The 19,844-nt window shown below is 43.8% G+C and carries 15 protein-coding genes; all 15 read left to right on the top strand.

Annotated elements, in window-relative coordinates; all coding sequences use genetic code 11:
- Positions 1 to 55: 55 nt before the first annotated feature.
- The 15 genes from HMPREF1039_RS01050 to HMPREF1039_RS00980 all read left to right on the top strand — a co-directional run bounded on the left by HMPREF1039_RS01050 (position 56) and on the right by HMPREF1039_RS00980 (position 19,818).
- Positions 56 to 490 carry an RrF2 family transcriptional regulator gene (locus HMPREF1039_RS01050; RefSeq protein ID WP_007390574.1) on the top strand — a complete coding sequence of 145 codons (435 nt, stop codon included), beginning with the start codon at positions 56 to 58 and terminating at the stop codon, positions 488 to 490.
- A 371-nt stretch (positions 491 to 861) separates the two neighbouring features.
- Positions 862 to 2,049, top strand: coding sequence for an aminotransferase-like domain-containing protein (locus HMPREF1039_RS01045; protein WP_007390576.1), 1,188 nt, complete (start codon positions 862 to 864; stop codon positions 2,047 to 2,049).
- A gap of 73 nt (positions 2,050 to 2,122) precedes the next feature.
- Entirely contained in the window at positions 2,123 to 3,937 is a 1,815-nt protein-coding gene (recQ, locus tag HMPREF1039_RS01040) for a DNA helicase RecQ (protein ID WP_007390581.1), read from the top strand.
- A complete protein-coding gene (locus tag HMPREF1039_RS01035) occupies positions 3,930 to 4,721 on the top strand; it encodes a thymidylate synthase (protein ID WP_007390474.1) in 792 nt (263 codons plus the stop codon). The genes recQ and HMPREF1039_RS01035 overlap by 8 nt, the downstream gene beginning before the upstream one ends.
- Positions 4,721 to 5,218: a dihydrofolate reductase gene (locus HMPREF1039_RS01030; RefSeq protein ID WP_007390525.1), complete on the top strand. Its 498-nt coding sequence runs from the start codon at positions 4,721 to 4,723 to the stop codon at positions 5,216 to 5,218. Before HMPREF1039_RS01035 ends, HMPREF1039_RS01030 begins: the two co-directional genes overlap by 1 nt.
- Before the next feature lie 134 nt (positions 5,219 to 5,352).
- On the top strand, positions 5,353 to 5,550 hold the full coding sequence (locus HMPREF1039_RS01025; RefSeq protein WP_007390535.1) for a cold shock domain-containing protein: 198 nt from the start codon (positions 5,353 to 5,355) through the stop codon (positions 5,548 to 5,550).
- 134 nt (positions 5,551 to 5,684) lie between these two features.
- A complete protein-coding gene (locus HMPREF1039_RS01020; protein WP_007390459.1) occupies positions 5,685 to 5,936 on the top strand; it encodes a cation transporter in 252 nt (83 codons plus the stop codon).
- 82 nt (positions 5,937 to 6,018) lie between these two features.
- Complete coding sequence (locus HMPREF1039_RS01015) at positions 6,019 to 7,926, top strand: heavy metal translocating P-type ATPase (RefSeq protein ID WP_176603327.1); 1,908 nt, start codon at positions 6,019 to 6,021, stop codon at positions 7,924 to 7,926.
- A 191-nt stretch (positions 7,927 to 8,117) separates the two neighbouring features.
- The gene (gene trkA / locus HMPREF1039_RS01010; RefSeq protein ID WP_039891620.1) at positions 8,118 to 9,464 is read left to right on the top strand and encodes a Trk system potassium transporter TrkA; all 1,347 of its coding nucleotides are present in this window, start codon (positions 8,118 to 8,120) and stop codon (positions 9,462 to 9,464) included.
- 1 nt (position 9,465) lies between these two features.
- Positions 9,466 to 10,914 (top strand): TrkH family potassium uptake protein, encoded by a 1,449-nt coding sequence (locus tag HMPREF1039_RS01005; RefSeq protein ID WP_007390526.1) that lies wholly within the window; start codon positions 9,466 to 9,468, stop codon positions 10,912 to 10,914.
- An 8-nt stretch (positions 10,915 to 10,922) separates the two neighbouring features.
- Positions 10,923 to 12,377 carry a TrkH family potassium uptake protein gene (locus HMPREF1039_RS01000; protein WP_007390506.1) on the top strand — a complete coding sequence of 485 codons (1,455 nt, stop codon included), beginning with the start codon at positions 10,923 to 10,925 and terminating at the stop codon, positions 12,375 to 12,377.
- Between the two features lie 146 nt (positions 12,378 to 12,523).
- On the top strand, positions 12,524 to 13,060 hold the full coding sequence (locus HMPREF1039_RS00995; RefSeq protein WP_007390542.1) for a helix-hairpin-helix domain-containing protein: 537 nt from the start codon (positions 12,524 to 12,526) through the stop codon (positions 13,058 to 13,060).
- A complete protein-coding gene (locus HMPREF1039_RS00990) occupies positions 13,057 to 15,177 on the top strand; it encodes a ComEC/Rec2 family competence protein (RefSeq protein WP_007390502.1) in 2,121 nt (706 codons plus the stop codon). The genes HMPREF1039_RS00995 and HMPREF1039_RS00990 overlap by 4 nt, the downstream gene beginning before the upstream one ends.
- Positions 15,174 to 16,187 (top strand): DNA polymerase III subunit delta, encoded by a 1,014-nt coding sequence (holA, locus tag HMPREF1039_RS00985; RefSeq protein WP_007390578.1) that lies wholly within the window; start codon positions 15,174 to 15,176, stop codon positions 16,185 to 16,187. Before HMPREF1039_RS00990 ends, holA begins: the two co-directional genes overlap by 4 nt.
- A gap of 31 nt (positions 16,188 to 16,218) precedes the next feature.
- On the top strand, positions 16,219 to 19,818 hold the full coding sequence (locus HMPREF1039_RS00980; RefSeq protein ID WP_007390564.1) for a PolC-type DNA polymerase III: 3,600 nt from the start codon (positions 16,219 to 16,221) through the stop codon (positions 19,816 to 19,818).
- Positions 19,819 to 19,844 lie beyond the last annotated feature (26 nt).

The following is a 19,844-nucleotide window of genomic DNA, read 5'->3' as shown; positions in this document are numbered from 1 at the left end:
TTTTATACTATTAAAGTAGAGCCTTTATGTCATGTTTTATAGAGGAGTGGTATGGTTGATCATTACAAGAGAAACGGATTATGCGATTCGGATTCTGCGTGCATTGGAGGGCAAAGATGTCAGCAGCATTCGGGAAATTAGTGATACGGAATATATTCCCTTGCAATTCGCCTATAAAATTGCTAAAAAATTGGATCATGCCGGCTGTATAGAAATTATTCGCGGTCCCCACGGAGGCTGTCGCTTAGTTAAAGATTTACATGCGGTTACGTTGTTTGAAATTATTCAGATTACAGATCGGGAAAATATGGTAACGTCCTGTATGAATGAAGATTTTTATTGTATGTACAGGGAAGTGAATGAGGGGTGTATTATGCATACTTCGCTATGTCAAGTACAATCGCATATCACTAAATATTTGAAAACTCTGACGATTCATGATCTTATTTTCTTAAAAAAAGGTCGAAAACGTAAAAAAATAACTGTATAAATAAATGACTATTTCGCGTTGTTTATTGAAGATTTGCGGTTGTTACCTGTATCGGCGTAAACAGTATCCCTACTGATTACGTCGATTTTTATACAAAGAGGCGCGGCATGGCACAGATGCGGTGCGATTGTCTGCGGGCGGCAGTTTTTGACGGCACACAGTTTTGCTTTTCCGCATATAGCGGTAAAGGTTGGCATATTCTCTATATACAGGGGGCGAAGATTCGCTTTTATTTCGTGTGTGTAATATAGGTATTAATAATTAAGAATAACGCCGATGATTTGTTATATATTTTATTGTTTCATTGCCGTAAAAATGATATAATTGAAACATTCATTAAAATGTATGTATTATTTAAAGGGGTGTTTTGAATGACGAGACTTTCCGGTTTTGCACAGACCTTAAAAGCTTCGGATATTGCGGCGTTGTTGAAATTAACGGAAAAGCCCGAAGTGATTTCGTTTGCCGGCGGCTTACCGGCACCGGAATTATTCCCTATTGAAGAAATGAAATCCGTTGATACGGCTATTTATGAAACGGAAGGAAGTAAGGCCGTGCAGTATGGTCTTACGGAAGGGTATGGCGAATTTCGTAAACAGTTGCAAAAAAGAATGAAAGATAAATTTTTTGTAGACTGTTCGACGGAAGATATTGTGGTCACTACCGGATCGCAACAGGCACTATTTATTTTATCGCAGTTGCTGTTGGATGAAGGGCAGACGGTATTGATGGAAAGTCCGTCATATATGGGCGCTATTATGGCATTTAATCCTCGTTGGCCTAAATATACGGAAGTACCGACGGATGAAGCGGGGATGATACCGGAAGAATTGGATAAAATTTTGGCGGCCGATGATTCCATTCGGGTAATTTATGTCATTCCGGAGTTTCAAAATCCTACCGGCATTACGTGGTCTTTAGAACGGCGGAAAGCTTTTATAGAGGTAATTAATAAATATGATGTAACCGTATTGGAAGATAATCCGTATGGTGAAATTCGGTATGATATAGAACGCATCCCTTCCTTAAAATCGCTGGATACACAGGGAAAAGTGGTGTACATGGGCTCGTTTTCCAAAATCTTTTTACCCGGATTGCGGTTGGGATGGATTGTGGCCAATCCGCAAATTATAGATAAGTTTGTTAAATTTAAACAAGCTGTAGACTTGGGGACATCTACTTTCGGTCAGCGGCAGGCGGCGTATTATTGCAATATGTATGATATGGAAGCACATATTCGGAAGATTACCGATTTGTATCGCAAACGGCGGGATATCATGTGTGCGTCGATGGCCAAGTATTTCCCCGACAGTGTCACGTTCACCTATCCCAAGGGCGGACTTTTTACATGGGTTACATTACCCGAACATGTAGATGCTACCGCGTTGATGCCGAAATGTTTGGCAAGGAATGTAGCCTATGTGCCCGGAGGTATTTTTTATCCCAACGGAGGGCGGCGTAATCATTTTCGGTTAAATTATTCCAATATGCCGGAAGAACGTATTGTAGAAGGTGTAAAACGGCTGGGAGAAGTGTTACACGCTGCATTGGATGCATAGGGAGTACGGATAAAACGAGGATACCGCCAAGGGTACGGTTCCTCGTTTTCGTGTTCTCGGAAAGGAGTTCGTTGTGCAGGCGGTAGAGGTGTTGCAAAAGTATTTCGGGTATCCGTCTTTTCGCCCGGGGCAAGAAGCGGTCATTGAAACCATTCTATCCGGTCGGGATTGTTTGGCGATTATGCCTACAGGAGCCGGAAAATCTCTTTGTTTTCAAATTCCCGCGTTATTATTACAGGGCTTGACGTTAGTGATTTCTCCGTTGATTTCTCTGATGAAGGATCAAGTGGATGCGTTAACGGCACAGCACATTCCTGCTGTATATATTAATAGTCAATGCACGTTGGCAGACTTAAAATATCGGTTGGGGGCTATTCGTTCCGGTCGTGTACGGTTGGTGTATGTTTCACCGGAACGGTTGCAAAATGAATTTTTTACCAATTTTATGCAAACCTTGCCGGTAGCTCAGGTAGTGGTGGATGAAGCGCATTGTGTGTCGCAGTGGGGACATGATTTTCGTCCCGGGTACGGGATGATTAAAGCGTGGGTGGATAAGCTGCCGGAACGACCGATTATCAGCGCTTTTACGGCGACGGCGACGGAAAAGGTAAAAACGGATATGTTGGCATTGTTGGGCTTGGATAAACCGCGTATTTTTAGAGGAAGTTTTGATCGCCCCAATTTATATTTTCGAGTGGTAAAATCGCAGGATAAATTGCGGTTTGTTATTTCGTACTTGCAAAATCATCCGCGAGAAAGCGGTATTATCTATGTTGCCACTCGTAAAGAAGCGGAACGGGTATATGCGGAAGTGAAAAGCAGAGGATATGCGGCGGGGCGATATCATGCAGGCTTGGAAGACGAGGAACGAAAACGGATGCAGGAAGATTTTTCGTATGATCGGATATCGGTCATGGTGGCGACCAATGCTTTCGGCATGGGAATTGATAAAAGTAATGTGCGGTTTGTCATTCATTATCAAATACCGGGAAATCTGGAATCCTATTATCAGGAAGCCGGACGTGCCGGCAGGGACGGTGCGCCGAGTGAGTGTATTTTACTTTTTCACCGACAAGATGTGATGATTCAACGGTATTTAATTGAACAAGGGAGATATACACCGGAGAAAGAAAAAAAAGAGCTGTATAATTTGCAACGTATGGTACAGTACGGGGAATCGCATGGGTGTTTGCGGCATGCCATACTGGATTATTTTGGAGAAAACGTGTCGTGGCAACGCTGCGAACGGTGCGGCAATTGTCAAGAAGAGACGGTTGAGGAAGACCGCACGCCGGAACTTAGAAATATTTGTCTTTGTATAGATGAGTTGAAAGGGCGGTTCGGCAGTACTATGGTGTGCCTGATTCTTGCCGGCAATGCGACGCGAAAGGTGCTTCAATATGGATTTGAACACAATGCGGCGTTCGGGCTGTTGGCGGATATACGGGCGGAAGAGTTGCGAGATATGGTACAACAGGCAATAGAGAACGGGTATATTCGTCAAGCGGCAGGAAGGTATCCGACCTTGTCTTTAACTGCGGCAGGGAGAAAACTTTTACAGGGACAGTCGCGGGCCGTGCCTATACGACGGGGAACGGGAAAAGTGAACTCCGCTCATGATTCGCAAACGATTGTATATAAAGCGGATCAGCAATTGTTTGAGCAATTGTGTCAATGTCGTCATGAATTGTCTCAAAAATTTCACATTCCGCCTTTTGTCATTTTTTCGGATGCAACGCTTTGGGAAATGGCACATGAGCGTCCCGTAACCGTTGCGACCTTGGGAACGATTAAAGGGGTGGGAACCTTTAAGTTGAATAAATACGGCAAGTATTTCATACGTGTTATACAGACTTATATCAACAAAGGAAGTGACAGCAGTGAGTAAAGCGGATACACAATATTTAACCATCGTAGAAAATATTTTAAAGAATGGGTATTATGCGGATAATCGTACGGGAATTCCGACCTATAAATTACCTCATCAAGTGATGCAATTTGATTTGGCGGAGGAATTTCCCATCTTGACGACGAAGTTTGTTGCGTTTAAAACGGCGGTTAAAGAATTATTATGGATTTGGCAACTACAGAGTAATAATGTACATGATTTACAAGCGATGAATTGCCATGTATGGGATGAGTGGATGCGTCCGGACGGTACGATAGGAAAGGCTTACGGATATCAAATACGAAAATATAAGCAAACGGATACATTATTACACACTTTAAAAACGGATCCGCAAAATAGAAGAATGATTGTATCGTTGTGGAATATAGAAGATTTGCCGGACATGGCGTTAGAACCATGTGCCTATCAAACGTTATGGGATGTGAATGACGGGAGATTAAATTGTTTGTTGATTCAGCGCAGCGGGGATATGGGATTGGGCGTACCTTTCAACATGACACAATATGCCGTATTGGTACATTTAATTGCGCAGGTGACGGGGCTTACGCCGGGATTATTTACACATGTTATTAATAACGCACATATTTATGAGAATCATGTAGAAGCATTACAAACACAACTTGCCAGGAAGGCGTTGGCGCCGGACGCACCTACGTTGGAAATAAATAAAAATATTAAAGATTTTTATGCGTTTACGCCGGAAGATATACAATTAATTCATTATAAACATTTAGGAAAACTTCCTATGGAGGTGGCAGTATAATGGTGCAAATCATTGCGGCAGTCACCCAAAATGGCGGTATCGGTAAGAATAATCGGTTACTTTGCCATTTACCGGATGATTTAAAACGATTTAAAGAACTGACGTTCGGTCATACTATTATTATGGGACGTCATACGTTTGAAAGTCTTCCGGGGCTGTTGCCGGGACGTCATCATGTGGTGCTGACAGGTAACCTTGCATATGAAAAAAAATTTCCGGCTATTACCGTATGTGCTTCTTTGGGGGAATTAAAAAAATATATACAAAGTCATGCGGATTGTTTTATCATCGGCGGTGCTATGGTATATAAAGAATGTATGGAGCTGGCGCAAGTCTTATGGATTACGGAAATAGATGCGTTGCCGGAAGCGGATGCATTTTTTCCGCCTATTGTACCGGATACGTGGAAAGAAACGCAGCGGTTTCATCATGACGCGGATAAAAAACATAAATATGCGTTTGATTTTGTTCGGTATGAACGAAAAGCAAGAAAATAAAAGCTCTTTTACATAAATGCAAGGATAAAGGTGTATTATATTTATATACATTCGTTTGACATTATACAATGAGTATGGTACACTGAATCAAGAGCTACAAGATAGCTGGAAATGTTTTTTTAGGAGGATTTGTCATGCACGGTAAAGTAAAATGGTTTAGCGCAGAAAAAGGTTACGGTTTTATTGAAAAAGATGGTGGCGGCGATGTATTTGTACATTTTTCAGCTATCCAAGAAGACGGTTTCAAATCGTTAGCAGAAGGTCAAGAAGTGGAATTTGATGTGCAGGAAGGCGCACGCGGTCCGCAAGCTGCTAATGTAGTAAAAGCGTAAGAATACTTGGAATAAAACCAGTAAACCGGTTCCTATTAGGGTGCCGGTTTTTTTTTCGGATATATTGACAAGATAGAAGAATTCCGGTATATTATAAACAACAAATGAACACATAATCATATGTTCATTTGAACATGATTATCATTATTACGGAAGGGGTAGGTAGTATGAAGAAAACGTATAAAGTAGATGTGGACTGTGCAAACTGTGCGAACAAGATGGAATATGCCGTAAAAAATACGGCCGGTGTAAAAGATGCTGTATTAAATTTTATGACCTTGAAATTGAAAGTGGAATTTGAAGACGGTATGAATCCGCAAGAGGTAATGTCGCTCGCTATTGCGAACTGTAAGAAGGCTACATCGGACGGGGAAATCTTGATGTAGCATATGGAGGCGGCTTATGTCGCCTTTTTTTCCGCTATATATATGAACAGATACTCATATGATTAAGATAAAGGAGATTGCAATGAATAAGAAACGGAAAATACGAGTATTGCGTATTATAGTAACTGCCGTATTATTAGTGCTGCTTTCACAAGTGGCGGCGAACGGATGGATACGATTGCTTTTATACGGGATTCCCTATGTGATTATCGGGGGCGACATTGTCTGTAAAGCCTGGAAGGGAATTCGGAACGGACAAGTATTTGATGAAAATTTTCTCTTGTCGGTGGCTACGATAGGCGCGTTTATTCTTGCCGTCTATAAAGTGGGGGATTATACGGAAGCGGTCGCCGTTATGTTATTTTATCAAATCGGCGACTTGTTTCAGAATTATGCGGTAGGCAAGAGTAGAAAAAATATTAGTGAACTCATGGATATTCGGCCGGATTATGCCAATATAGAAGATGCGGACGGGCATACGGTAAAAGTAGATCCGGATGAAGTGGCTCCGGGTTCTATCATTATAGTGAGACCGGGAGAAAAGATTCCTATTGACGGGGTCGTGGAAGAAGGTACTTCGACGCTGAATACCGGAGCCTTGACCGGTGAAAGTGTGCCGCGGCTGGCTGAAAAAGGAATAGAGGTCATTAGTGGCTGTATTAATTTAACAGGGGTATTAAAAATCCGGACGACGAAAGAATTTGAGGAATCTACGGCGTCTAAAATTTTGGATTTAGTGGAAAATGCCGGTTCACGTAAGTCGAAATCGGAAGCATTTATTTCTAAATTTGCCCGTGTATATACGCCGGCTGTCTGTTATGGAGCGTTAGCATTGGCCGTTATTCCGCCCCTCGTTCGTTGGGGAATATTGGGTATGACGCCTTTATGGGAAGAATGGATTTATCGGGCACTTACGTTTTTGGTTATTAGTTGCCCCTGTGCCTTGGTGATCAGTATACCGCTCAGCTTTTTTGCCGGAATTGGCGGTGCCGGTCGGGGCGGTATTTTAATTAAAGGCTCCAATTATTTGGAAACCTTGGCCAAAACGGAAGTCGCCGTATTTGATAAAACAGGGACTTTGACGGCCGGTACGTTTGAAGTGAAAGCGTTACACCATACGACGTTGGAAGAAGAAAAAATATTGGAATTTGCCGCTTTAGCCGAATGTGCTTCTTCCCATCCTATCAGTCGCAGTTTGCAAAAAGCTTACGGCAAAGTAATAGATGCGAAGCGGGTGAAGGATATTAAGGAACTGAGCGGTAACGGGGTACAGGCGGTAGTAGACGGGATTCCCGTTGCCGTCGGTAATGAAAAGCTTATGCAGTCATTGGGGATTAAGGCGATTGCTTGCAGCAGTATAGGCACTATTATTCACGTGGCAATTCGGCACGCATATGCCGGACACATTGTTATTTCCGATACGATAAAGGTAGAATCGAAAATGGCTATAGACGCGTTAAAACAGGCCGGGGTTAAAAAAACAGTTATGCTTACAGGGGATATTCGGCCGGTTGCGGAAGAAACCGCACGGGTTTTGGCGCTGGATGAAGTATACAGTGAGTTATTGCCGGAAGATAAGGTGCGTAAAGTGGAAGACCTTTTACAACACATAAACGGAAAGGGAAAATTGGCATTTGTCGGCGACGGGATTAATGACGCTCCTGTTTTATCGCGTGCCGATATAGGGATTGCCATGGGGGCTATGGGGTCGGATGCCGCCATAGAAGCTGCCGATGTGGTGCTGATGGATGATGATCCTCGTAAAGTGGCGTCAGCGATCAATATTGCTAAGAAATGTTTGCGTATTGTGTATCAAAATATTTATTTTGCCATCGGCATTAAATTGCTCTGTTTACTGTTGGGGGCGTTAGGGATTGCTAATATGTGGCTGGCTATTTTTGCGGATGTAGGCGTAATGATTATTGCTATTTTAAATGCAACGCGGGCGTTGTTTGTTAAGCAATATTTGTATATTGATTGGGAAAATTAAAGAAAAACAGAAGGTACTTTGTAAATAGTATATGTAGATTACTTTTTCAAAAAAACATCGGCAGAATCGGTAAGAACCCGATTCTGCCGATGTTTTTAGGAACGTAATTCGGGGAAAATTGCCACTTTTTTTCCTTTGTGGTATATTACAGTATGAGTATAGGGGATAGGTCCTTTTTTGAGGTGATTATTGTGCGTATTGTCATTATCGGCGCCGGAAAACTCGGGTACAGCATTGCCGAGTTATTATCGAATGAACAATTTGATGTAGTTGTTGTGGATCATGATGAAGAACGACTGGAAGTAGTAAAAAATAATTTGGATGTGTTGACGATTGCCGCCAATGGTGCCAGTCCGATTACGATGAATGACCCGGATATTCGGGGAGCCGATATGTTGGTAGCGGCTACGGCGATTGATGAAGTGAATATGGTAGCGTGTATTTTAGCTAAAAAGCATGGCGTAAAGTACACGGCGGCCCGCATTCGCGACATGCAGTTTCTGTCGGAAGCGCGAGATTATTTAAAAGAAAATTTTGACATTGATCGTTTGTTGAATCCCGAATTAATTACGGCGAAAGAAATCAATCGTATTTTGATGACGCCGGCGGCTTTAAATGTAGAAGATTTTGCCAATGGTAAAGTGCGTATGTTGGAAACGAAAATGTCCGGGCAATCTTCCTTAATACATATTCCGTTTAAAGATTTGGAAATTCCTAAAGATATTTTAGTCGCCATGATTTTTCGGTCGCATCAAATGTTGATTCCTCACGGAGAGGATCGGTTGTTACCTGAAGATAATGCGTATTTTGTAGGAAATCCCAAGGCAATTGAAAAATTCAGCAAGGCCTTTATGCAAAAGAAGGCGAAGCGAATGGAACGCGTAATGATTATCGGGGCCGGTCGTACCGGAAGATTTTTAGCGCCTATGTTGGATCAGCAGGATGTATATGTGAAGATACTGGATAAAGATAAGGAACGCAGTTTGTTGGTAGCGGAAAAATTATCCCGCAGTATGGCGATTTGCGGAGACGGTACGGATATTGAATTGTTGGAGCAAGAGGGCATTGCCGAAGCGGATGCGGTGATTTGTGTAACCGATGATGATCGTCTTAATTTAATGTTGGCATTAATTGCGAAACATTTAGGGGCCAAAAAAACGATTGTTCGTGTGTCGCGAACGGAATACAGCGATTTGATGGAAAAAGTCGGCGTCGATGTGGTATTATCTACCCGATTGTTATCGGCCAGTGAAGTATTGGCTTTGGCACGGCAAGGGGGCGTTATTTCCGTTTCTTTATTGGAAGGCGCCAAAGCTGAAGCTGTCGAGGTATTGGTACGTGCCGGGGCGCCTGTAGTTAATCGGCGATTAATGGATATTTCTTTACCGCGAGAGTGTTTGGTGTGTGCGTATGTACGGGAGGGACAAACGTACATTCCTAATGGGAATTCTGTTTTACAGGAAGGCGATAGAGCTATTATTGTCACGGAAACGGCACATTCTAAAAAAGTTATGGCATATTTTAAAGGTAGGGACTAAGATGAACGGCAGGATGTTTTCATTTCTCTTAGGACGCATGTTATGGGTGGACGGCGGCGTGTTCGGCATTACTTGGCTGGCGGCACAAGGGTTTCGGCAGGCGCACGCCGTGTATTTATGTATTCCCGCGTTAGTGGCGTTGGGAAGTGCCGGTATATTGCAGTATGTTTCCCGACGGCATCGTCGTAGTATTCACGTGCGGGAAAGCGCTTTTTACATGGCTTTTCTATGGCTTATTATGAGTATACTGGGAGCGGTGCCCTTTTATTTGACGGGTGCGTATTCTATCAGCGACGCATTTTTTGAAAGTGTATCTGCCTGTACGACGACGGGATTATCTTTATATCCTGATTTATGGCAACAAATGCCGTGTCTGTTTACTTGGCAATGTATGTTGAAGTGGTTGGGCGGGCTTCATTTTATTATTTTATTGGTGACGGTTGTGCCGCAAGTCAGCGGGTGTTTCGGGCTATTTTTGTCCGCACGTCAAGGAATGAGTTTCAGTCCTGTAATTCATCAAATGGAAGAAAGGGCACGGCGTTTGGCATTCGTGTATGCGTTTTTTTCTCTCGTATTGGTTTGGTTATATAGTCAAGCGGGATTATCGTGGCAACAGGCACTGTATCAGTCTTTATTAACCGTATCTACGGGCGGCGGTGATACGGGGGCGGATTTTCGGTATTACCATCGGTTTTCTGTAGAAATAGTCGGGATCGCAGGCATGTTGGCGGGGGGCGGAAATTTTTTGCTTTACAGTAAAGGCGGATTTCTCCATTGCCTTAAAGCGGTATATACGGATGTGGAAAGTCGGGTTTTTGTCGGTATTTTGGCGATTCTTTCATTACTTATTACTGCCGATTTGTGTTGTCATCAAGGCTATACCTTGCGATTAGCTTTACGATACAGTTTTTTTCAAGTTGTTTCTTTTTTATCTACTGCCGGTTTTTTTGTCACCAATATACAGCAGTGGCCGGATTTTTCTAAATTTATTTTGTTTTTATCTTCTTTAGTAGGAGGTTGCATCGGTTCGGTTGCCGGCGGTTTACGGATTATGCGCGGTATTATTCTCTTTAAGTTGGCGGCACAGGAGATGAAACGTACGTTGCATCCGCAGATGGTGACCTGTTTAAAAGTTAATTCCGTGCCTGTAGACAGAAAGATTGTCAGTCGTATTACCGGATATTTTTTCTTATTTATAGGGGTGTTTTTTATTTCGGCCGTCGTTATTGCCGGCAGCGGTGTGCAGCCGTTGACGGCTATGGGATTGGCGGCGGGCGCGTTGTCCGGCAGCGGGACAACGGCACATCTTTTCGGGAATATAACGATCCGGGCGTTACCGGCCTGGACGAAAGTATACTGCGCCTTGGTTATGATCGTGGGAAAAATGGAAATTTTTTCTTTCTTGATTATATTGCAATCCGGGATAGGCTACATTAGACGGCGGTGGTAGGAGCAAAAATGGATAGTAAAGTGATTTCATATATTTTGGGGAAATTGTCATGGGCGGTCGCATTGGCGTTACTATTGCCTTTGGGGGCGGCAATCGGTTCCGGAGAACAGGCTTTGGCTCCTTTTTTGACGGCGATTGCGGCAGCCGGTGTGACGGGCAGTCTGTTACGGCGGTATGGCCGCGCCGCAACCGCCGATTTAACCGTGCGTGAGGGCCTGGCAATTACGACATTAGGGTGGATTTTAGTTACATTTTTAGGAATGCTTCCGTATACCGTCGGCGGGTATTTATCTATATTGGACGGCATATTGGAAAGTATTTCCGGTTTATCCGGTACGGGTGCAACCGTGTTTAATGACTTGACACATGTACCTGCCGGTATTTTGCTTTGGCGGGCGGAAACGCATTGGCTGGGAGGATTGGGCATTATTGTAATTTTTATTGCCTTATTTCCGCAAATGGGTCGAGGAACGATTCATTTGTTTAACGCAGAAAGCACGGGTCCTTCTTCTGCACGGGCGTTGCCGCGGATTAAAGAGATGGCACGGGCGCTTTTTCGGGTATATGTAGGGCTTACGATGCTGGCTTTTGCGGCGTTAAAGTGTTGCGGACTGTCTTTTTTAGCGGCTTTGGAACATGCTTTTTCTACGATTGCTACGGGCGGTTTTTCTCCGTATAATGACAGCGCGGCTCATTTTCACAGTCCCCTTATCGAAGGCGTCTTAATCGTGTTTATGCTGTTGTCCAGTGCTAACTTCGGCATCTATGTGGCGGTACGACAGCGAGGTATACGAGTACTGTTACAGGATACGGAATTTCGCTGTTATTTGGGGATTGTAGTAGCGGCGGCTATTGCTATCACCTTGAATTTAATATGGCAAATGGGCATGGCGCCGCCGACGGCGCTGCGACAGGCCGCTTTTCAAGCTGTCTCATTATCTTCTTCTACCGGTTTCGTATCTGCCGACTTTGATACGTGGCCTTCTTTTTCTAAATTAGTTATTCTGGGATTGATGTTTATAGGCGGTTGCGGCGGTTCTACTGCCGGCGGGTTTAAAGTAACGAGGGTGATGTTGCTATGTCATATGATTCGGGAAGCGGTACGGCAGAAAATACATCCCGGGGTTGTTGTGCAAGTACGTTCTAATCACAGCGAAGTTTCTTCGGATCTTATTTTAGGTGTAGCCCGTTTTTTCTTTGTATATGTCATGTTGGACTTGCTTTGGACCATCTTGTTGACTTGGAACGGCGTTCCTTTATTTGCGGCATTGGGAGTGAGTATTTCCACGATGGGAAGTTGCGGTCCGGCTTTCGGTATTTTCGGCGCAACTTGCACATATGCCGCGTTACCGGCCTTCGGGAAAGTCATTGTTTGTGTATCCATGTTGATGGGCAGGTTGGAATCATTTACCGTGTTGGCATTATTGATGCCGTCTTTTTGGCAGCGACGTAAGGGGTGGTAATGAAACATAGCATATGTCGTTTCATGAAATGTTATTTTTTTCAGTCTTATGTGATGATAAAATGAATATCGTCTTATTTTTATAGTCATAGACCTTCTTTCTTCTTACAATAAGAGTAACAGCAAATGAAGAAGGAGGTCTTTTTTATGGTGGCACGTAATATTATGCTCGGTGTCGTCGTGTTTTTCGGAATTATTTTCGGCACTGTACGATGGTGGAACGTTACAGAGAGTATGGCACAACCGGTGCCGCAAATGACGGTGCCGGAAGATGCGCCGGTGTATGTATTCGTTACCGGAGCTGTACGGCATCCCGGCTTATATTCTTTTTCTGAAACCGTACGACAAGGGGAAGCGGTACAGGCGGCCGGCGGTGTTGTTGCTTATGCCGATGTGCATGCGGTAAATTTGGCAGCTCGTATTAAAGACGGTATGCATATTCATATTCCGTATACGTTAACGGGAGTACCGACGGCGCCTCCGGAAAATGAAGATACGATTAATATTAATGGAGCTTCGGCGGAAAAATTGGCGACGCTTCCGGGAATCGGTATGGCTACGGCAAAAAAAATTGTGAAATATCGCAACCAACACGGTCCGTTTATGCAAGGAGAAGATTTGCGGCAAGTTAAAGGCATCGGAGATAGTAAATATGAAGAGCTGAAAGATAAAATACGCGTATGATATATTGGGGACCTGTAGCGGCTGTCGGGACCGCCGTCGGTATGCTGGGATATGCGTGGATGACAATTCCGTATATAGGCGGTTGGATGGTATTGGGGATAGGTTGCGTAGGCAGTGTGCTCTTTCGTCGCTCGTTGTTTTTGTATGTAACGGTGACTATTCTTGCTATGGCAATCGGTATGTTGCGAATGGGACAAGTGGGCGATGCGTATGGTAAAGAATGGGAAAATCGGTTCGGTAAACCGTTGCAAGTCATGGGAACTATACTCGAAAAGCGTGCCTCTTATATTGATGAACGGGGATCGATGGTCACCTATATTATGCAGGCGGAGAAGGTGGGAATCGGGCGAGAAGTGCCGTATGCTTCCGGAAACGGCGGCAATATATATGTGACTTTGCCCTCTTCTCCCCGTATCGGTATCGGCAGTACCGTTCAAGTTGCCGGGGTATTGCGTCCTTTGACGTATACGATGAATCCCGGTACGTATGATCGGTTTCATAAAGATCGGGAACGTAATATCGTCGGCAGGTTACGGGTAAAAAAAATAGCCGATATGCAATTGTTACAGAACGGCAAGGGACGCAGATATTACGTACAGCGTGTGCGGGAAACGCTGTATCACCGATTTTGTCGGGTATTACCGACAGAGAAGGCGCGAATTTTAAGCAGTTTATTGTTCGGAGGGCATTATGATGAGTTGCCGCCTGCGTTAATTCGCCAGTTTGCCGCTACCGGTTTGATTCATATTTTATCGGTTTCCGGTTCTCATATGGCTTTATTATTTGCGGCATTACAAGTTATCGGTCGACGTTTGGGATGGCCTCAACGCGTGCGGTTTATTTTTTTAGTAGGCATTGTATGTACCTATGGCGCCTTGTCCGAGTTTGCAGCGCCTGTAGTACGTTCCCTTATTATGGGGCTTATCAGTGCATACGGGGTGGTTTTAAAGCGTCGGTATATGGGGTGTCAAGCTTTAGGAATCGCAATAGCGGGGATGTTGTTATATAATCCGTTTATGGTATTTGATCTCAGTTTTCGTTTGTCTTGCGGAGCTTCGGCGGGAATTCTTTTGTGGTATTCCAAATTTCAATTTATTTTGCAGCGGTTCCCTTCCTTTTTGCGGGAAAGTTTGGCGTTATGTGCGTCTGCACAAATTTTGGTGATGCCGTTGGTGTTGGCTTCCTTTCAAGCGTTGCCTGTATATTCCTTTATTGCTAATTTATTGGTTGCACCGGTGTTGGATTTGGTCATTCTTTTAGGGTTGGGAAGTGTCATAACGGGCAGTATATGGACGCCGTTGGGAGATATATTCTTATATCCGCTGCAATGGTTATTAACTTGGGCCATACAGGGAAATGCCTGTTTGGCGGCTTTCCCGTATAGTCGTTATTGGCACGGCGCACTATCCGTGACGACCGCAGCCGCTTGGTATATTGCTGCCGGGGCGGTGTTTTTAAAAAAACGGCAAGGGTATATTGCCGCGGGACTAAGTTCGGTCGTTTGGGTAAGCGGTCAAATGGTCGCTTGGCTGACGGCACCGGCGATTACTGTGTATAGCTTTGATTTCGGAAGAGACAGTGCGGTTTGTGCCGTAACCGCAGATAATCGGGTTCGCTTGTGGTATAATAAAGAAAATTTCAGTTCAGGGGAAGATATATCGTATACGGTTATCCCCGCTTTACAATATGAAGGAATTTTTGCTTTGGATGCCTGTACTGTAAGCGGCAAAGATACGAAAAATACGGCCCGCCAATTGGCGCCGTATTTGACTGCGGGAAAGGTGCGACAGTGTTTCGGCAGACCTCCCGGATGTACTGTTTTTTCCGGGCGTCAGCCGTATTATTTAAGCTGGGGACGGAAGGAAGATAGATTTCCCGCAGGGGCTTGTGTGGAAGTTTTTAAAGCGGATAAAACAGAGTTTTTTACTATGCCGGAGGGCGTTTGCGCATGGATTGTGCATTGTCCTTATAAGGGGCGGGAAGCTTGTGCGGCATGGAAACAGGCGGCGGCGTATAAGGGCGTATACTGTTTTGCGCCGGCAACGGACGGACGCGTGCGGATGACTTATGTACGCAACCGGTGGCTTTGGGAAACTTATAAAGGAGCAAGAGAATGAAGCAAATAGCTATTATATACGGTACGGAATCGTATTTGCGGGAGCGGCATCGCCGGGAATTTTTACAAGCTTGTCGACAACGGGCAGGGGCGGATATGGATATACAAACGGCGGAACGAGATATCTCCCTGTCACGTTTGGCGGAAATGATAGGAGAAACCGGGTTATTTTGTCGGGCTGCCGTGACGATTTGTCGGGAAGATACATTATTACGCGGTAAACATAAAGGGGCTTCCCGCAAAAAAATGACGGCGGAAGAAGAATGGTTTTTACAGCGGTTGGCGCATTTTCCTGAAGAAAACGGGTTGCTTTTTTATAGGGAGGGTATGTTGGATGAAAAAGATCCTTTTTTTCGCGCATTGTCCGCGTTGGCAACGGTTTGGTATTGTCCGCCTGTAAGCAGTAAGGAAATCATGCGGTATGTAAACGCGTTTTTTCAGGAGCAGGGACATACGTTGACGGCACAAGGTACGCAATATTTACAAAATTTATTCGCTACTTGGCAGGATATTTCGTTGCAATATATTTATACAGAAATTCAGCGTATATGTTTACAAGCGGAGGCGGAAGCGGTATTGGATGTAGCGGATTTGCAGGGCATGTTTTCGGGGGCGGTGGAAAAAAATATATTTTCTTTTTTAGACTTCTTTTTTTCACGTAAAACGGCGGAAATTGTATCGTTTTTTCCGGGTCTTTTTAACCCTAAAGTATTTTTAAAAAGTGTCGGTGCTATATTGACCCAATTGCATATATTGTTGGAATATAAAGAATTGACGGCTATGGGAATGAGTGAACGGCAAGCTGTAGCGCTTATGCAGGAAATTAATAAGGGGTGTAATGTAAAGGGAATCGTATGGCACTTGAAAAAAAAGGAAAAGTATTGGACAATAAAAGAGCTGAGAGAACTTATTGCCGCCATTTTTAAGTTGCAGGTTAATCTTCGTCGAGGGATTGCCAAAGAAGCGGATATGGGGCCGTTATTATGCTTATACAGCAGTGGCAAACGATAGGGACAGTCGGCATTGAAAGGGGATAGAGAAGATGGACGTTTGGCATATTGTTCCTAAAAACGAAATATGGGTAGAAAATACGGGGAAGGAACAAGTGCGCATTACTGAAATATGTTTGCAGTCACCGGAACCGCGCTGGCAGGTGCATACTATATCCGCACATCCTGTTACCGATATGGAGACCTTACGTCTTTTAGTATGCCGTACATTGGGCCTGCAAGGGACGGTAACCATAGAAGCGACGGTAATGCCGGAAGAAGCGGCAACGGAGGCGGATGAAGTACTGCAGTCTGTAGCCGATTTTTATACCGATGATTTAGAGGGATACGACATTCCGCATGAAGATTGTTATGAAGCGTTATATGAAGAAACGCCCGATATATATGATGAAACATATCGAAAAGCTTGTCGGGCGGCGGAACGACTCCCGGATTCCGGCAGCGGTAAGGGCAATAAGACCGGACAAAACAGTAAGGTATTGTACGGTAAATTTTTTACCGGCGATCCCGTTGCTATTAACAGCGTGCTGGGAGAAGAGCGTAATCAAGTGATTTTTAAGGGGAAAGTTGTTAATGTTGATTTTCGTCTGTTAAAATCAAAAAGAATTTTATTAACATTCCAAATGGCCGATAAAACTAACGGGATTTCGGCTAAGCGTTTTTTGGAAGTTGCGAATCAGGGCAACAGTAAGTTTAAAAAGAAGCAAAGCATTTCCCCCGAGGCGTATGAAAGATTACAAAAACAATTGTCCGTCGGTTCGTATGTTTCCGTACGTGGCGATGTGCAATATGATACGTATCAAAATGATTATGTATTGAATGTACAGGATATTTTAGTTGCCGACGATGAAACGGTCGTTCGTGAAGATACGAATCCGACCCCGCGTGTAGAACTTCATTTGCATACGGTTATGAGTGATATGGATGCGTTGATTACGGTTAAACAATTAATTAAAACGGTAAAAAAATGGCACCATCCGGCAGTGGCGGTCACCGACCACGGAGTGGTGCAATCTTTTCCGTTATTACAGGAAATTTCTACGGATAAGTCCAATCAGGTAAAAGTTATTTATGGCATGGAAGGGTATTTATTTGACGATCGGATTGATCGTTCGTATCATATTATTATTTTGGCGAAAAATCAGGTGGGTATTCGTAATTTGTACAGATTGGTGAGTATTTCCCATTTGAAATATATTTATCGCGGACGACCGCGGATTCCCCGAGCCATATTAAATGAATATAGGGAAGGGTTAATTTTGGGTTCGGCATGTGAAGCCGGAGAATTAATTCGTTCTATGGTACAAAAAAAATTACCGTATGAAGAGTTGAAACGGATTGCTTCGTGGTATGATTATTTAGAAATACAGCCTATATCCAATAACGGTTTTTTAGTGCGGGAAGGCTTGGTAAAAGATGAAGAAGGGTTGCGTAATATAAATCGCACAGTGTTAAAAATCGGTGATGAACTGGGAAAATTAACGGTTGCTACGGGAGATGCTCATTTTCTGAATCCGGAAGATAAAATTTATCGGGAAATTTTAATGACCGGTAAAGGTTTTGAAGATGCTCAATATCAGCCCGATTTATATTTTCATACAACCGATGAAATGTTAAAAGAATTTTTTTATTTAGGAGAAGAACGGGCTCGCGAAGTGGTGATTACCAATACCAACAAAATTAATGAAATGATTGAAGACGTACGTCCTATTCCGAAAGAAACGTTGTATTTTCCGAAAATAGCAGGTTCTTCAGAAGCGTTGAAAAAAATGTGTTATGATAAGGCTTATAAACTATATGGCAATCCGTTGCCTAAGATTGTTGCGGATCGTCTGACAGAAGAATTTACTTCTATTTTAGGAAATGGTTTCGGTGTGCTATATTATATTGCGCATAAATTGGTTAAGCATTCGCATGACGACGGTTATCTGGTAGGATCGCGAGGCTCGGTAGGTTCGTCGTTTGTAGCCACGATGGCCGATATTACGGAAGTGAATCCGTTGCCGCCGCATTATGTATGCCCCTCTTGTCAGTACAGCGAGTTTTTTATCAAGGGTGAAGTGGGGGGCGGTTTTGATTTGCCTCATAAAAAATGCCCGCATTGCGGTGCTTCTTTACATAAAGATGGGCATAATATACCTTTTGCGATTTTCTTAGGTTTCGATGGGGATAAAGTTCCGGATATTGATTTGAATTTCTCCGGGGAATATCATCCCCAAGCGCATAAGTACACTGAAGAATTGTTCGGTAAAGACAATGTATTTCGTGCAGGGACTATCGGCGCCGTTAAAGATAAGACGGCGTACGGGTATGTTATGAAGTGGGCGGAAAAACGCGGTATTAAGGTAAATGATGCGTATATCAACAGTCTGGTCAGCGGATGTACGGGCGTGAAAAATACGACCGGGCAGCATCCCGGCGGGGTGATGGTTATTCCGCGAGATATGGATGTGCATCATTTTACCCCTGTACAATATCCGGCGAATAAGAAAGATAGCGGTATTATTACCACGCATTTTGACTATCATTCGATTGAAGGTCGGTTGGTAAAGTTGGATATTTTAGGACATGATGATCCGACCGTTATTCGTATGTTGGAAGATTTAACCGGTGTAGACGCTCGTACGATCGCCTTTGATGATGCGGAAACGATGAGCTTATTTTGCAGTCCCGCAGCCTTGGGATTGACGTCGGAAGAATTGGGGTCGCCTGTAGGGAGTTTGGGAATACCTGAATTCGGTACATCGTTTGTGCGGAAAATGTTACTGGATACTAAACCGAAAACCTTTTCTGAATTAGTGCGTATTTCCGGTTTTTCACATGGAACGGATGTATGGTTGAATAATGCGCAGGATTTGATTACCTCCGGAACGGTACCGTTAAAAGAAGCGGTGTCTACGCGAGATGATATTATGAACTATTTAATTCAGCACGGGATTCAGCCGAAAACAAGTTTTAAAGTGATGGAAAATGTGCGGAAGGGAAAGGGCATAGATAAGGTCAACAAGGTAGGTGAAAAGACAACGGATTTTGAGGGGGAATTAAAAGCCGGTAATATTCCCGACTGGTTTATTGAGTCCTGTAAAAAAATCGGCTATCTTTTCCCGCGTGCGCATGCGGTCGCCTATGTTATGATGGCGTTTCGGATTGCCTGGTTTAAGATTCATTATCCGTTGGCTTACTATGCGGCATATTTCACGATTCGTGCCAAGGCCTTTAAATTGTCCGCTATGATTCATGGGTTGGAAGTACAAAAAAAGGTGATGAAGGACATCGAGGCCAAGGGAACGAAAGCTTCAAAAATAGAAACGGATTTGTACTCGGCGTTGGAATTGGCAGTAGAAATGAGCTTACGAGGTTTTTCTTTCTTAAATGTGGATATTCACCGTTCGCAAGCTAAAAAGTTTATTATTTGTGACGGGAAAATATTACCTCCTTTTACGGCGATTGACGGCTTAGGGGATAATGTGGCGGAACAAATTGTGGCGGCTCGTGAAAAAGCGCCCTTTTCTTCCAAAGAAGATTTGCGATTGCGCGGAAAAATAGGGCAATCTTTGTTGGATGTCATGACGGAAGCCGGGTGTCTGAAGGAGTTGCCGGAAGATGAGCAAATGGATCTCTTTGCTATGTAAACTATCGACATTCAGAAGGGGCTGTT

The organism is Megasphaera lornae, assembly GCF_000214495.1.
GTDB lineage: Bacteria > Bacillota > Negativicutes > Veillonellales > Megasphaeraceae > Megasphaera > Megasphaera lornae.
Note: the sequence above shows the minus strand (reverse complement) of the source record. Positions and strands in the feature narration are given on the sequence as shown.

What these genes read in the sequence shown, in the direction of transcription:
- HMPREF1039_RS00990 (WP_007390502.1), top strand. Translation starts at nt 13,057, where the DNA reads ATGATATATTGGGGACCTGTAGCGGCTGTCGGGACCGCCGTCGGTATG.
- HMPREF1039_RS01045 (WP_007390576.1), top strand. Translation starts at nt 862, where the DNA reads ATGACGAGACTTTCCGGTTTTGCACAGACCTTAAAAGCTTCGGATATT.
- HMPREF1039_RS01020 (WP_007390459.1), top strand. Translation starts at nt 5,685, where the DNA reads ATGATTATCATTATTACGGAAGGGGTAGGTAGTATGAAGAAAACGTAT.
- HMPREF1039_RS01030 (WP_007390525.1), top strand. Translation starts at nt 4,721, where the DNA reads ATGGTGCAAATCATTGCGGCAGTCACCCAAAATGGCGGTATCGGTAAG.
- HMPREF1039_RS01005 (WP_007390526.1), top strand. Translation starts at nt 9,466, where the DNA reads ATGAACGGCAGGATGTTTTCATTTCTCTTAGGACGCATGTTATGGGTG.
- HMPREF1039_RS01015 (WP_176603327.1), top strand. Translation starts at nt 6,019, where the DNA reads ATGAATAAGAAACGGAAAATACGAGTATTGCGTATTATAGTAACTGCC.
- HMPREF1039_RS01000 (WP_007390506.1), top strand. Translation starts at nt 10,923, where the DNA reads ATGGATAGTAAAGTGATTTCATATATTTTGGGGAAATTGTCATGGGCG.
- HMPREF1039_RS00980 (WP_007390564.1), top strand. Translation starts at nt 16,219, where the DNA reads ATGGACGTTTGGCATATTGTTCCTAAAAACGAAATATGGGTAGAAAAT.
- HMPREF1039_RS00995 (WP_007390542.1), top strand. Translation starts at nt 12,524, where the DNA reads ATGGTGGCACGTAATATTATGCTCGGTGTCGTCGTGTTTTTCGGAATT.
- HMPREF1039_RS01025 (WP_007390535.1), top strand. Translation starts at nt 5,353, where the DNA reads ATGCACGGTAAAGTAAAATGGTTTAGCGCAGAAAAAGGTTACGGTTTT.
- holA (WP_007390578.1), top strand. Translation starts at nt 15,174, where the DNA reads ATGAAGCAAATAGCTATTATATACGGTACGGAATCGTATTTGCGGGAG.